The organism is Patiriisocius sp. Uisw_017 (assembly GCF_047731265.1).
Classification (GTDB): Bacteria; Bacteroidota; Bacteroidia; order Flavobacteriales; family Flavobacteriaceae; genus Patiriisocius.
Genome location: NZ_CP159835.1, coordinates 2,287,517 through 2,304,410, shown reverse-complemented (window position 1 = coordinate 2,304,410; position 16,894 = coordinate 2,287,517). Strand labels below are relative to the sequence as shown.

Annotated in this window: 4 protein-coding genes and 2 pseudogenes; 1 reads left to right on the top strand and 5 read right to left on the bottom strand. The window is 36.3% G+C overall.

The annotated features are described in order from the left end of the window. Window positions 1-16: 16 nt before the first annotated feature. Window positions 17-169 (bottom strand): annotated as a pseudogene (locus ABXT67_RS10570) (hypothetical protein); the annotation flags it as partial. A 243-nt stretch (window positions 170-412) separates the two neighbouring features. Next, the gene (locus tag ABXT67_RS10565) at window positions 413-1,870 is read right to left on the bottom strand and encodes an ice-binding family protein (RefSeq protein WP_415373961.1); all 1,458 of its coding nucleotides are present in this window, start codon (window positions 1,868-1,870) and stop codon (window positions 413-415) included. 641 nt (window positions 1,871-2,511) lie between these two features. Between ABXT67_RS10565 and ABXT67_RS10560 the strand changes: the two are divergent. After that, window positions 2,512-3,663, top strand: a pseudogene (locus ABXT67_RS10560) (GTP-binding protein); the annotation flags it as partial. Between the two features lie 134 nt (window positions 3,664-3,797). Here the strand turns inward: ABXT67_RS10560 and ABXT67_RS10555 are convergent. From ABXT67_RS10555 to ABXT67_RS10545, 3 genes are all read right to left on the bottom strand, one after another. Next, window positions 3,798-5,771, bottom strand: a complete 1,974-nt coding sequence (locus tag ABXT67_RS10555) for an OmpA family protein (protein WP_415373960.1) — start codon at window positions 5,769-5,771, stop codon at window positions 3,798-3,800. Between the two features lie 96 nt (window positions 5,772-5,867). Beyond that, window positions 5,868-6,812, bottom strand: a complete 945-nt coding sequence (locus ABXT67_RS10550; protein ID WP_415373959.1) for a type IX secretion system membrane protein PorP/SprF — start codon at window positions 6,810-6,812, stop codon at window positions 5,868-5,870. A 60-nt stretch (window positions 6,813-6,872) separates the two neighbouring features. Continuing rightward, window positions 6,873-16,283 (bottom strand): ice-binding family protein, encoded by a 9,411-nt coding sequence (locus tag ABXT67_RS10545; protein WP_415373958.1) that lies wholly within the window; start codon window positions 16,281-16,283, stop codon window positions 6,873-6,875. Between the last annotated feature and the right edge of the window lie 611 nt (window positions 16,284-16,894).

Sequence of the window (16,894 nt, the reverse complement as noted above, 5' to 3'; positions counted from 1 at the left end):
CACCATTGGTGTCTCCTGATACGAAGGTGATTATTGGAACCAGTGGGTCTGTAACATTTATAGCCGATAGAATTTCATCCCCTTGATTGGTTACTGTGAATGTATAATCAATAGTATCTCCTACAACAGCACAATTACCAACTAAAACATTTAATTCTCCCTCTTTGATAAGTGCGATCTTTCGACATAATATATCTGTTACCGTTGGATCATCATCATTAATTGTTGCTCCTGATAAATCATTTATAAGGAATCCGTTGTATGTAGTAGCTCTGGCAAATGCTTGGTTTGTAACCTGATTTGCGTTGATATCAGCCTGATCAATTGTATAAGTTATCTCCTTGCTTCCGTTACAATGTGATTATATAATCTGTGACAACAATAGCAGATAAACTTTCATTTCCTTCATTGGTTACAGTGAGTATCTTCTATCACACTGATCTCCGTTTGCATCAACAAATAATCCTGTCTTAACAATAGCGATTTCATCTTCAAAACAAAGTGTATCATTATAAATTACCCCTGTGCTAAATCCTATTGCTCCAGCTGTAGAAAGCAATCGTCCCTCTAAATTTACATTTGCTGCTGCGGTACAAGCTCCGCCGTGGGCAAGAAATGTTCCCTTCATAAAAGCAAATGTACCAATGTCAATAGCGCCAGTACCTCCAGCTCCAGAAACCCAAAAAATATTACAACGACGTGCGCCATTCTTCAAAATTATTTTGGATTGTGCGGTTACTGTAAATGCACCTAAAAACTTAAAAATAAAGATTGCATCGGGATCAAAATTACCGTCTAAAACGATAGTTCCTTGTAAACTTCCTGCTCCTGCTATATAATAAACCCCAGGCTGCATCGTTTCTCCATTTCCAAAAAGAGGAATATGTCCAAGGTCAGTACTTTGTATAGCCATAAGCTGGTTATAAGCGCTACTTAAATCTTGTGCGGCTTGTGCTGTTTCAATAGGGCCTGGAGGGTATATTTTCCCTACGTGAGTTGTAGCACCAGTCTGTATACCAGTTATAGCACCTGCATTTGTACCAATATCACCAATAAATCCAGATGTAGCGGCATTTGACACAGCACCAGAACTAGTAAACATAGCAAAACTTTTCACACTTCCTAAAATATCAACATTCGGATTAGAATTGCAGGTACCTAAACAATTTATTTGAATATCACTAGGTCCCACAGGAATCACTAACGAACCACCAGCTCCAACAGTTACAGCTCCTTCAGAGGTAATCAATCTTCCTTCTATGGTACCATTTGCACCAACGGTAATTCCTCCTGGATGTGCGAATACAGACCCTCTTACAACACTATTTGCTCCAAGAGTTATAGCCCCTTCAGAAATCCAATAAACATTAGCAGCTTTGGTGCCATTAGATAAAACAATCGTTGCACTTGCTCCAACTGTAAGTGCTCCTTCAAATTTAATTATAAATACAGCATCAGAGTTCCCTAACCCGTCAAGAGTAAGAGTTCCAGTTACTGAGCCCGCGCCAGGTGTAGAATAAACGCCAGGGAAAATAGTTTCTCCATTTCCAAAAACTGAAGAGTGGGTACCAGCATTTGTAACAAAAACATCACTAAGGTGTACATATACCCTAAGCACATCTATTTGAGCTTGTGCAGATGTAGGGCTGCCGGAAGGGTATTGTTGACCAGAATTAGATCCGTTACCACTAAATATTCCGTTGTATGTTCCGGTATCGCCCTCTATTTGCCCACTATTTGCAATTCCTCCGGTACCTGAAAAAGCTCCAAAAGAGGAAAGTGTTCCTAATTCAAGTGTTTGACTAAAACCAATACTTGATAATAGTAGTAGTGATATAGTAGTTAAACTGAAAAGTAGTTTTTTATTCATAATTAATAGTTCTAAAAATGTAGCTCCGTAGTCTAGTTAATAGCTATAACTCGTGTATTATATGCTACTTTTTATGATTTTTACGTAACCTAAACAACTATGGCAGCTATTATAGCAACACTGCCTATTGCAACTTTGCCATCGACAAATGTTAAAGCAATAACAATTCTATTTTCACGAAAGCGTAAACAGTTGAAATGTTCACAAGTAGAAAGTGTTCCTAATTCAAGTGTTTGACTAAAGTTTGAATTTGAGAAACAATCGTGTAATAGTTGTTATACCTGTTAATATGTTTTTTGATGATTCTAGTTATCATTTTACCAATATTATTCTCTCTAATGGTTACTTTGGAGAGCACGCAAATGTAATTTACATTTTTCAACTCTATTACAACAACAAAAATAGGTCGTAAATGTATTACAAATTTAAATAAAACCTAGATTTTCGCTGAACGAATAAAAAATTTCGTTCAACTACGAGAAACTCGAAAATATCCATCTTTTTTTTGTAGGAACCGTATGTCAGTATTTACACTTAAATCCAATGTTTTTATAGCTTTATAAAGCTATAAACTTGTCAGAATAAAAACTTAAAACAACCTTAAATAACTGGTGTAAAGTTTCAAAAAACAACCCGTATATTTGACACAAAATTACAATAACTATACGCCATTAAACAATGAAATAAAATGCCGTAGAACCTTTGGTATTATCTCACATCCTGATGCTGGCAAAACTACATTAACAGAAAATTATTGCTATTTAGTGGTGCTATTCAAGAAACTAGTGCAGTAAAATCGAATAAAATTAAAAGAAATACTAGCGGTTTTATGGAAATTGAGCGACGAAGTGGAATCTCTGTTGCAATTTCAGTATTGGCATTCAAATATCAAGACATTAAGATTGATGTTCTCGATACCACTAGACACAAAGACTTTGCGGAAGATGCTTTTAGAACAATTACTGCAGTTGATAGTGTTATTGTAGTTATTGACGTTGCCAAAGGCGTAGAAGAACAAACCGAAAAACTAGTTGAAGTTTGTAGAATGCCTAACATCCCAATGATTGTTTTTATAAACAAATTAGGTCGTGAAGGAAAAGATATATTTAAACTATTAGATGAAATCTAACAAAAATTGGAACTTAGGGTAATATCACTTTCCTTCCCATAGGTATGGGCTATGATTTTAAAGGAATCTATAATATATAGGGGAAATGTAATATCTTTAGCGGAGATAATCGTAAAATATTGAAGGAACTATTAAACTTTAAAAGTAAAGAGCTGCCAAAACTTATTGGCAAAAAAACTATAAAAGAATTACAAGAAGAATCAGAACTGGTTTAAGGAATTTATTCAAGATTTAATCGAGGTAAGTATTTCGAAGGAGAACTTCAACCTGTTTTCTTTGACTCGGCACTTAACAATTTTAGTATGCGATAATTATTAGATTGTTTTATCGAAATAGCAACACACGCCTTATAGGGTCTAAAAAAAAGATGTTCAGTATTGAGTTTAAAATTTACGCTAACGTGAATGCTAGGTATGGAGACCGTTTAGCGTTTGTTGCATTGTTCAAAGTGTATTTGAAATAAATACCTGTTAATTAAGTATTTACAAAACAAAAAAAAGAAACTTTACAGCGCTAGCACATTTTTTACTAAAAAAAAGCAAATTGTAAATATCTCTTACACTAGCGACATTGTTGAACTCCCCCTAATTGTAATAGTCCTTTTCCAAAACTCTTAAAATACATTAATAATGTAGTCCCAATGAAAAGCAAGCAGCTTGAAAATTAATTAATTAATAATGAAGGGGCATCACAGCTATTTACTTTGTAAAATTAAGAACACTAACTCATAAAGTGTATAAAATTAAAAAAGAGCGCTTCATACATTGAAGCGCTCTTTTTTAATTTTAGTATGTAATCCTATTTTCTTTCATTGGCACTATTGTCAAATCTGCTATTATTATTTTTAATAATAAACATTGATCTTCTGTTAAGCTGGTGCTCTTCTTCTGTGCATTCTACAACCTCTGAACATTGGTTGAGTAATTGATACTCCCCATAGCCTTTTGCGCTTAACCTATTGGCGGCAATACCATTTGCAATTAACCAATCACGTGTAGATTGCGCTCTTCTATCACTCAATGATTCATTGTATTGGTCATTACCACGAGAATCTGTATGCGACTCAATATGAATCAATAAATCAGGATATAGTTTCATGGCAGTCAAAATTTTGTAAATCTCAATTTCTGCATCTGCTCTTATAAAGCTTTTGTCAAAATCAAAATAGATAGGTTCCAGTAATTTGCATCCTAGATCGTATATTGTACATTCTTCATTTGTTAAAGGGATGGTTATATCTAGTACAATCGATTCTTCTTGAGGCTGAATGATTGTTTCGTTACTATCGTAATCTTGCTTACTTGAACGGACTGTAAATTGACGTTTGCAATCTACCGTTTCTGGAAATATATATTTCCCATCGATATCTGCTATGGCTTCTGCTAACTCATTATTCTCAAAATCTAATAACTTTACAAGTGCCATAGATATTGGAGATTTTGTTTTGGCATCAATCACAGTTCCGGCTACAATAACTTGACATTTTGCAAACTGAATACGATAAATATCATCACCACTACTACCTGATGTACCATCACGATTTGAAGATAAATACCCAAGATTTTTATCCTCTTCGATGATAATCCCAAAATCATCTTGATTACTATTTGCGGGCACCCCAATATTAACTATATCACCCACAACTCCATCAGCAGTAATTGGCCCTGAAAAAATATCATAGCCACCTAAACCAGGTCTGCCATCGGTTGAAAAATACAGATTCCCTTTCTCACTAATAAAAGGAAAGGACTCTCTGGTTTCTGTATTGATTGTCTCACCTAAATTTACAGGTTCACTATAAGTATTTTCTCCTAAAATATCAACAGACCATAAATCACTCATACCATACGTACCCGGCATATCACTGCTAAAATAAAGCCTTTCCTCATCCAAACTCAAGGCTGGATGCGCAGTAGAATACTCTTTACTATTAAAGGGAAGCTCCGCTACATCGCCCCAGTTACCATCGTCACCTTTTACAGCGCGATACAACTTTAATCGAACCGTCTTATCTTTATCTTTTCCTGCCCTACCTTTTATGAAATTATTCCTGGTAAAATAGATCGTATTTCCGTCTTTTGTAAATACCGCAGAAGATTCATGGTATTTAGTATTGATAACATCCGAGAGCCGCTCTTTATTGGTAAGCTTGCCTAGACTGTCCCTATTTGCTACAAAAAGATCTAAATAAGGTGCATCTGTCCAAGCATAAGTCTTATCACCGGTACTGCCTTCGGAGGAAGCAAAAACAACGCTTCCTAAATAATACGCAGAACCAAAATCTGAGGAAGCAGTACTTATAGCAGTCTTCTCTAACTCGTAGTCCTTGGATTTAAAGGCGATTTGACTTAAATAATCTTTGTTCTTTTCATAGTTTTGGGCTACAAGATTGTCCCCTGTTATGGCTATGTATGATTCCATCATCTTATCAGAATCCTCATAGTTACCTACACTTTTCAAACTTTGAGCGGCTCGTAAATAATATGAAGCTTCTGTTTGAGAAGGAAATTGATCTACTAAGCGAGCATACCACTTTGAAGCATTGCGATAATCACTATTCCAATAATACGTATCGCCTAGTTTTTTGTAAATCTCTGGCGAAGCGTATCCATCTTCGACTACTTTAAGATAGATCTCTCTCGCATCTGTATATGCGTATCTATCAAACTCCTTATCTGCTTTCTTAAGCTGATTTTGCTGTGAAAAAGCTACACTGGTACTTATAAGTACCAGTAGTAATATTATCAAAATATTCTTTGAACTTAATTTCATAATGACCCAAATAAATTATACGTTCTTAATCTTTAGTTACTATGCTTGTTGAATCATTCCTAAATGAAACACATCGCAATTAAAATCTTAATCCTTTTAAAAGAAACGTGGTGTTAATACACGTTCTGGTTTCTTGAATACATCAAAACGGAAGATCAGCTCGTATGAACCGTCACTATAGGTCTCTAACGATGTCGTTTGGTAATCATATCCCAGACCAATAAATAATCCATCAGACACTTGAAATCCTGCCATGGCACTTACTGCTGCACTAAAACGATATGCAGCTCCTAATGTAAACTTATTATTAATAAGGGCATTCAAAGAAACATCTGCTTGAAGTGGAGAACCTCCAACTACTTTACCTAAGAATGCAGGCTTCAACTTTAAATTCTCATTTATATCAAATACATAGCCCGTAATAAAAAAGTAGTGTAAGTTTTCTTGAGGAACACTCTCTATAGTAGTATTGGCTAAACTACCTTCATCAAAGTGTTTGGTATTCAAAAAGTTTGGAACAGATAAGCCTGCATAAAACTTATTTGTACTATAATAAACACCAGCTCCTATCTGTGGCTGGAATTTATTATCAATATTATTCTGAAATCTTGGATCATTTGCATCAGCAATATTCAACTTTGTAAAATCAACGTCCAATAAATGCATTCCAGCTTTTAAACCAAAGGCCAGTTTACCAGCGTCAGATATTTGAATGCGGTATGAATAATCAATCGTAAAATTAGTCTCCACTGCAGGGCCTATTTCTTCAGCTACTATTGATAGACCTAAACCCATATTCTCATTAAAACCTAATGGAGAATCTATAGTAAAGGTTCCTGTTTGAGGGGAACCCTCTAATCCTACCCATTGACTTCTCAATAGTAATCCAAAACTTAAGGCATCTCTTGAGCCTGCATAACCAGGATTGACTACCTGAGTATTGTACATATACTGGGTATACTGAGGATCCTGCTGCCCTTGAACTGTTAGTAGTCCACCCGCTAATAATACTAGTAGTATAATTAAATGACTTTGTCTCATAATAAATATTTTGTTGACCGAGTGCTCTTTAAAACAATCGGATATCAAACTAATTGATTGTTATCTGTTTAAATATAAGTAACCTGCGTAACTGTCTTGTCCTGGGTTATTACCATTAAATTTAATTACATAGTAATACGTACCGGTGACCAATAATTTATCTTGAGAAACGGTGGCTCGACCATTGGACTCTCCTACAAAGACATTCTCTGCATCATTAGACCCTCCGTAACCGGAAGCTTCCCAAACCAAGACTCCCCATCTGTTATAAATCTCAACAGTATTATCTGGGAACTCACTTATTCCTTGAATCAAGAAGAAGTCATTTTGATTGTTTCCGTCAGGTGAAACTGCATTAAATACATCGAATGGCGCATCTACGTTAGGTAAAATAACTACGGTAATATCATCAGGATCACCGTCACCATCTGAATCGGCATCTGTAAAATCTGTTGGATCATCAGATAAATCTGTTACTTCATCTCCATCAAAAGTGGTAGCGCTTACTATAGCTTGATTTAAAACCTCGCCGTTTTCAATATCCTGAGCTGTTATTGTATAGGTTGCGGTAAAAGTAGTATCGTCTATCTCACCCGGTAGTAACTGGAATATAGGCCCACCTTCTATAACGACTCTTGGAAATGGATCTACAATCGCAATATTAAATAACGTTACATTACCCCTATTAGTGACAACAAATGTGTAGCTAATTGTCTCCCCTACTTCAGAAATCAGATTTGAGTTCTCATCATTAAATATTCCTGTCTTCTCAAGAGCTATAATTGGGTCTTGACACAATAAGGATATCGTTGCATCATCTTCTAAATTACTATTATTATCAGAAAGATCATTCACCACAACTCCCAAAGGATCGAGTCCTTCCGCTATCGCTTGATTACTTACTTGACCAGCGTCTATATCTGACTGAACAATAGTATAGCTGCCTGAGAACGTCTCAGTATCACTGTCGCCAGCAAATAAAGTTATGGAACCTCCGTTTACCGTGATCATTGGATCGGTTACGATAACATTGGTTAAGGTCACATTCCCTAAGTTAGTAACCACAAAATCGTATACAATAGTTTCTCCAAGATCAATACAACCATCCCCATTCTCATCGGTAGGAATACCAGTTTTGATTAAGGCAATAACCGCATTGTTACAAAGCAATGTAACTGTTGGAGCGTCTTCTAATTCACTAGCAACATCCGAAATATCACTTACAACAACGCCCAAAGGATTAAATCCAGATGCAGTAGCTGTATTGGTAACACTTCCAGTATTAATGTCTGGCTGTATAATTAAGTACGTTGCCGTAAATGTTGTTGTATCTGTCTGTCCTGGTGCCAATGTGATGGGACCTCCTTGTACATTTACAAGCGCATCAGTGATAGCGATATTACCAATCGTTGTGTTTCCATTATTGATAACGGTAAAACTATAGGTAATCGTCTCATCTACATCTGCACACGAATCACCATTGGAATCATTAAATACACCGGTCTTGATAAGTGCGATACTATCGTTTTGACATAACACCGTTATGGTAACATCATCTTCTAATTCACTACTATCATCCGAGATATCACTTACAACAACGCCCAAAGGATTAAATCCTGATGCAGTGGCAGTATTGGTAACGTTGCCATTATCAATATTTGCTTGGGTAATTAAGTATGTTGCTGTAAACGTTGTATTGTCTGTTGCTCCTGGCGCCAATGTGATGGGACCTCCTTGTACATTTACAAGCGCATCAGTGATAGCGATATTACCAATCGTTGTGTTTCCATTATTGATAACAGTAAAACTATAGGTAATCGTCTCATCTACATCTGCACACGAATCACCATTGGAATCATTAAATACACCAGTCTTGATAAGTGCGATACTATCGTTTTGACATAAAACCGTTACGGTAACATCATCTTCAGTGGTTAAATTATCATCTGAAAGATCACTTACTGGACCTGTCGATCCTGTTCCATCAGCAGTAGCCTGATTGCTAATGCTTCCCGTATCGATGTCTGATTGGGTGATCGTATAGCCTTGAACATATACCCACGTTTCTGTTACATCTAATTCATTATCACCATCGGTATCTCCTGTGGGAATAGCCGTTAACAAACCTCCTAATAATGGATCCGTTACCGTTACTGATGTAATCGCTGAGCCTCCTTCGTTAGTAACCGTGAATGTGTATGTTACTGTATCTATCTCTGCATCCGCGCAGTCGTTGCCGTTAACTTCGTTGAAAACGCCTGTCTTGATAATTGCAATTGAAGACGCTATATTAACAGTAAGATAAACCACTGCAAGATCTGTTGCTACTGGTGTACCATTGTCAAATATAGAATACACAAACTGATCAGTTCCTGTATATCCAGCATTTGGAGTATAGGTAAAACTACCATCGACATTCAATACCAAGATACCATTACTAGGACCACTTACAGGTGATGGTGTATCTACTAATTGATTATCTCCTTCTGGATCAAAATCATTGTCCATTAAGTTACCAGATATATTCATATCAGCAAATCCATAATAAGCATCATCATTCGCAACTGTTATGTTTCTATCATCTGGGATTATTTGAATAATCACCACTGCAGTATCACATAATACTGGTGTACCATTATCACAGATTGTATAAGTAAAGATATCTTGTCCAATGAAACCTAGATCTGGTGTATATATATAACTTCCATCAGGATTTACAACAACACTACCATTTAAAGGTGTTGTGTTAGTTGTAACCACTATTGTATTACCATCTGGATGAAAATCATTAACCAATACATTACCAGATACTGCTACATCCATCTCGGTTGTGTTGGTATCGGCATTAGCTACCGGACGATTATTGAGATAAGACATAATCTCGATATAAACTGTTGCAGAATCGGAAGCTTGTGGGCTACCGTTATCTACTATACTGTATTCAAAACTATCTTCTCCTTCATAATCAGTAGGAGGTGTATAGTTATATTCACCTGTTGTTGGGTTTATTGTTATTAAAACACCCTGTACAGTTGTAACTGTAGTAGTTGTAACTGTTTGAGTATCGCCTTCAGCATCAATATCATTTGTTAACACATTTCCTGAAACAGGAAGGTTTATAAACGTATTATTAATATCTTCTATAGCAAGTGTACAATTTTCAAGAATTGTAATTTCAATTGAAGCATCACAATTATTAGCACCTAATACACTGATATTGTATACTCCTTCAGTTAGATTGTTGAATGTTCCTGAAGATTGAAAAATGCCACCATCTAAGTTATACGAATAAGGTGGATTTCCCCCGGCAGCTATTACCGTTACAGAACCAAATGTTTCACATAAAATATCTGTTTGAGAACTAATTGTTAATGTTAATCCTTCTGAAGGCTCTAATACTTCTGCACTATTTGTTGTTGTACAACCATTAGCATCCGTAATTAAAACTGAATATGTTCCTGATGTTAAACTGAAAAGATCTTCTGTTATTTCACCACCTGGACTCCAAGCAAATGAATATGGAGGAGTTCCTCCGGTTACTGTTAAGTCTAAAGAACCTGAATCATTACCAAAACAAATTACATTGGTTATTGCAATTCCTGAACTTAAAATTACAGGTTGATTAACTGTAGCAGTAGATGTTACGGTACATAATGTTGTACCATCAGTTACAGTTACCGTATAAACTCCAGCTGTTAAACCATTTATTGTTTGAGTAGTTTGCACTGGTGTCGTATTCCAAGAGTAAGTAAAAGGACCTACTCCTCCTGTTACATTAGCAATAACTGAACCATCACTAAATCCATTACAAGTTACAGGAGTTGAAGATGCAATTACAGCTAAATTATTACAAGTTCTAGGGTTAACTATTGTTGAAGCAGTTGCCACACATCCATTATCATCTGTTACTGTTACTATATATGTTCCAGCACTTAGGCCAGTAATTGTTTGAGTAGTTTGTACTGGTGTCGTATTCCAAGAATATGTGTAAGAGGGTGTTCCTCCTGTTGGGTTAGCAGTTGCTGTACCATCTCCGGTAGCTGGACCACTTTCGTCTGTAGAAGTTGCCGTTACGTTCAAGGAATTTGTTGGCTCTGTTATAATAACACTTTGTTCAACTGGTAAACAAACTGTTCCATCAATTGTTACACTAACAGTATAAACTCCAGCAGCTAAATTATTAATTGTACTTGTAGTCACTCCAGAATCAACTTGTGGAGGAACTGAATTCCAAGTAAATGTAAAAGTTGCAGTAGGATTTGCTATAGAGCTTGCAATAACTGTTGCACTACCTGTAGTTGCGCCTGCACAAAATACATTAACTATAGAATCTATAGCAATAACGGCATCACAAGTATTTACACAATCAATAACTACTCCTTGTTCTAAAATACATCCATTATCATCTGTTACCGTTACTATATGTGTCCCTTCAGGAAGGTTTGTTGCAATCATGGAAGTCTGACTTCCAGCACTAGCACTCCATTGATAAGTATAAGGAGGGGTTCCTCCGCTTGCCGTTGCAGTTGCCTGACCATCAGTGCATTCTGAGGCAGTCGTTGCATTTACCTTTGTAATAACAATACTTAAAGCATTTGCTGGCTCGTTAACAATGATACCATTTTCAGGTATTGTACATCCGTTTGCGTCTGTTACAGTAACACTATAGGTCCCTGCTACAACATTAATTTGGTCTTCTGTGAAAGTACCATTATTCCATACATATGAATATGGTGGCGTGCCACCAGTTACAGTAATGTCTATAGCTCCTGATAAATAACCGTTACATAAAACATCAACTACGGTATAGGTAATAGCCAATTCTTCTGAAGACTCTAATACTTCTGCACTATTTGTTGTTGTACAACCATTAGCATCCGTAATTAAAACTGAATATGTTCCTGCTGTTAAACTGAAAAGATCTTCTGTTATTTCACCACCTGGACTCCAAGCAAATGAATATGGAGGAGTTCCTCCGGTTACTGTTAAGTCTAAAGAACCTGAATCATTACCAAAACAAATTACATTGGTTATTGCAATTCCTGAACTTAAAATTACAGGTTGATTAACTGTAGCAGTAGATGTTACGGTACATAATGTTGTACCATCAGTTACAGTTACCGTATAAACTCCAGCTGTTAAACCATTTATTGTTTGAGTAGTTTGCACTGGTGTCGTATTCCAAGAGTAAGTAAAAGGACCTACTCCTCCTGTTACATTAGCAATAACTGAACCATCACTAAATCCATTACAAGTTACAGGAGTTGAAGATGCAATTACAGCTAAATTATTACAAGTTCTAGGGTTAACTATTGTTGAAGCAGTTGCCACACATCCATTATCATCTGTTACTGTTACTATATATGTTCCAGCACTTAGGCCAGTAATTGTTTGAGTAGTTTGTACTGGTGTCGTATTCCAAGAATATGTGTAAGAGGGTGTTCCTCCTGTTGGGTTAGCAGTTGCTGTACCATCTCCGGTAGCTGGACCACTTTCGTCTGTAGAAGTTGCCGTTACGTTCAAGGAATTTGTTGGCTCTGTTATAATAACACTTTGTTCAACTGGTAAACAAACTGTTCCATCAATTGTTACACTAACAGTATAAACTCCAGCAGCTAAATTATTAATTGTACTTGTAGTCACTCCAGAATCAACTTGTGGAGGAACTGAATTCCAAGTAAATGTAAAAGTTGCAGTAGGATTTGCTATAGAGCTTGCAATAACTGTTGCACTACCTGTAGTTGCGCCTGCACAAAATACATTAACTATAGAGTCTATAGCAATAACGGCATCACAAGTATTTACACAATCAATAACTACTCCTTGTTCTAAAATACATCCATTATCATCTGTTACCGTTACTATATGTGTCCCTTCAGGAAGGTTTGTTGCAATCATGGAAGTTTGACTTCCAGCACTAGCATTCCATTGATAAGTATAAGGAGGGGTTCCTCCACTTGGTGTTACAGTTGCCTGACCATCAAGACATCCTTGACCAGTCGTTGCATTTACCTTTGTAATAACAATACTTAAAGCATTTGCTGGCTCGTTAACAATAATACCATTTTCAGGTATTGTACATCCGTTTGCGTCTGTTACAGTAACACTATAGGTCCCTGCTACAACATTAATTTGGTCTTCTGTGAAAGTACCATTATTCCATACATATGAATATGGTGGCGTGCCACCAGTTACAGTAATGTCTATAGCTCCTGATAAATAACCGTTACATAAAACATCAACTACGGTATAGGTAATAGCCAATTCTTCTGAAGGCTCTAATACTTCTGCACTATTTGTTGTTGTACAACCATTAGCATCCGTAATTAAAACTGAATATGTTCCTGCTGTTAAACTGAAAATATCTTCTGTTATTTCACCACCTGGACCCCAAGCAAATGAATATGGAGGAGTTCCTCCGGTTACTGTTAAGTCTAAAGAACCTGAATCATTACCAAAACAAATTACATTGGTTATTGCAATTCCTGAACTTAAAATTCCAGGTTGATTAACTGTAGCAGTAGATGTTACGGTACATAATGTTGTACCATCAGTTACAGTTACCGTATAAACTCCAGCTGTTAAACCATTTATTGTTTGAGTAGTTTGCACTGGTGTCGTATTCCAAGAGTAAGTAAAAGGACCTACTCCTCCTGTTACATTAGCAATAATTGAACCATCACTAAATCCATTACAAGTTACAGGAGTTGAAGATGCAATTACAGCTAAATTATTACAAGTTCCAGGGTTAACTACTGTTGAAGCAGTTGCCACACATCCATTATCATCTGTTACTGTTACTATATATGTTCCAGCACTTAGGCCAGTAATTGTTTGAGTAGTTTGTACTGGTGTCGTATTCCAAGAATATGTGTAAGAGGGTGTTCCTCCTGTTGGGTTAGCAGTTGCTGTACCATCTCCGGTAGCTGGACCACTTTCGTCTGTAGAAGTTGCCGTTACGTTCAAGGCATTTGTTGGCTCTGTTATAATAACACTTTGTTCAACTGGTAAACAAACTGTTCCATCAATCGTTACACTAACAGTATAAACTCCAGCAGCTAAATTATTAATTGTACTTGTAGTCACTCCAGAATCAACTTGTAGAGGAACTGAATTCCAAGTAAATGTAAAAGTTGCAGTAGGATTTGCTATAGAGCTTGCAATAACTGTTGCACTACCTGTAGTTGCGCCTGCACAGAATACATTAACTATAGAATCTATAGCAATAACGGCATCACAAGTATTTACACAATCAATAACTACTCCTTGTTCTAAAATACATCCATTATCATCTGTTACCGCTACTATATGTGTACCAGCAGGAAGGTTTGTTGCTGTCATGGAAGTTTGACTTCCAGCACTAGCATTCCATTGATAAGTATAAGGAGGGGTTCCTCCACTTGCTGTTACAGTTGCCTGACCATCAAGACATCCTTGACCAGTCGTTGCATTTACCTTTGTAATAACAATACTTAAAGCATTTGGTTCAACTAAAGTTACTACTATCGCGTTTGGGTTTCCTGCAGTAGTGTCTGTTATTCCTATTGTATAAACACCAGCTAATAAGTTATCAAATAAAGGAGAAGATTGTGGTATTCCTCCATTAAGAGTAAACATATATGGAGGTGATCCTCCTGTAGCAGAAACTGTTATAGAACCAGTGTTGAATCCATTACATAATATATCTATTTTTTCAACTAGAACAAGACGTAAATTACAAAGTTCTGTAATTGTTGGGTCATCTTCTAAAACACTAGAATCATCAGATAAATCATTTATAAGAAATCCGTTATATGTAGTAGCTTTAGCAAGTGCTTGGTTTGTCACCCCACCTGCGTCGATATCACCTTGATCAATGGTAAATGTTCCTGTATAAATCCACGTCTCAGTCATATCTAGCTCCATGTTTCCATTTGTATCTCCAGATACATATGCGATTATTGGAACTAGTGGGTCTGTGACAACAATAGCCGATAAACTTTCATTTCCTTCATTGGTTACAGTGAATGTATAATCGATAGTCTCTCCTACATCAGCACACTGATCTCCGTTTGCATCAACAAATAATCCTGTCTTAACAATAGCGATTTCATCTTCAAAACAAAGTGTATCATTATAAATTACCCCTGTGCTAAATCCTATTGCTCCAGCTGTAGAAAGCAATCGTCCCTCTAAATTTACATTTGCTGCTGCGGTACAAGCTCCGCCGTGGGCAAGAAATGTTCCCTTCACAAAAGCAAATGTACCAATGTCAATAGCGCCAGTACCTCCAGCTCCAGAAACCCAAAAAATATTACAACGACGTGCGCCATTCTTCAAAATTATTTTGGATTGTGCGGTTACTGTAAATGCACCTAAAAACTTAAAAATAAAGATTGCATCGGGATCAAAATTACCGTCTAAAACGATAGTTCCTTGTAAACTTCCTGCTCCTGCTATATAATAAACCCCAGGCTGCATCGTTTCTCCATTTCCAAAAAGAGGAATATGTCCAAGGTCAGTACTTTGTATAGCCATAAGCTGGTTATAAGCGCTACTTAAATCTTGTGCGGCTTGTGCTGCAATAGGGCCTGGAGGGTATATTTTTCCTACGTGAGTTGTAGCACCAGTCTGTATACCAGTTATAGCACCTGCATTTGTACCAATATCACCAATAAATCCAGATGTAGCGGCATTTGACACAGCACCAGAACTAGTAAACATAGCAAAACTTTTCACACTTCCTAAAATATCAACATTCGGATTAGAATTGCAGGTACCTAAACAATTTATTTGAATATCACTAGGTCCCACAGGAATCACTAACGAACCACCAGCTCCAACAGTTACAGCTCCTTCAGAGGTAATCAATCTTCCTTCTATGGTACCATTTGCACCAACGGTAATTCCTCCTGGATGTGCGAATACAGACCCTCTTACAACACTATTTGCTCCAAGAGTTATAGCCCCTTCAGAAATCCAATAAACATTAGCAGCTTTGGTGCCATTAGATAAAACAATCGTTGCACTTGCTCCAACTGTAAGTGCTCCTTCAAATTTAATTATAAATACAGCATCAGAATTCCCTAACCCGTCAAGAGTAAGAGTTCCAGTTACTGAGCCCGCGCCAGGTGTAGAATAAACGCCAGGGAAAATAGTTTCTCCATTTCCAAAAACTGAAGAGTGGGTACCAGCATTTGTAACAAAAACATCACTAAGGTGTACATATACCCTAAGCACATCTATTTGAGCTTGTTTAGATGTAGGGCTGCCGGAAGGATATTGTTGACCAGAATTAGATCCGTTACCACTAAATATTCCGTCGTATGTTCCGGTATCGCCCTCTATTTGCCCACTATTTGCAATTCCTCCGGTGCCTGAAAAAGCTCCAAAAGAGGAAAGTGTTCCTAATTCAAGTGTTTGACTAAAACCAATACTTGATAATAGTAGTAGTGATATAGTAGTTAAACTGAAAAGTAGTTTTTTATTCATAATTAATAGTTCTAAAAGTGTAGTTCCGTAGTCTAGTTAATAGCCATACTTATTGTCTGGCGCTTTTATGATTTTTTCGTAGTTAATAGCAACACCGTCTATTGCGACTTTAAATGTTAAAGCAATAACAATTCTATTTTCACGAACAAGTAAACAGTTGAAATGTCTACAAATAGAAAGTTTTCCTAATTCAAGTATTTGACTAAAGCTTGAATTTGAAAATATCAATCGTGTAATAGTTGTTATAAATGTTAATATGTATATTCATAATTTTACCAATATTATTCTCTCTAATGTTTACTTTGGAGAGCATTCAAATATAATTTATATTCTTTTATTTTATTACAGCCACAAGAATACGTAGGAAATGTATTACAGACAGCAAAAAAAAAGAAATTTTCGCTGAACGAACAAAAACTTTCGTTCAACTACGAGAAACTCGAAAATATGTATCTTTTTTTTGTAGGAACCGTGTGTACGTTTTTTGCTTAGACCCTCTGTTTTTATGACATTATAAAACCATTTTTTTGTAAGAACAACATATTAAAACCTGTCTAATTAACTCTGATTCAATATTTCTGTTCTTATATTAATTGTAGGAATTTAATAAT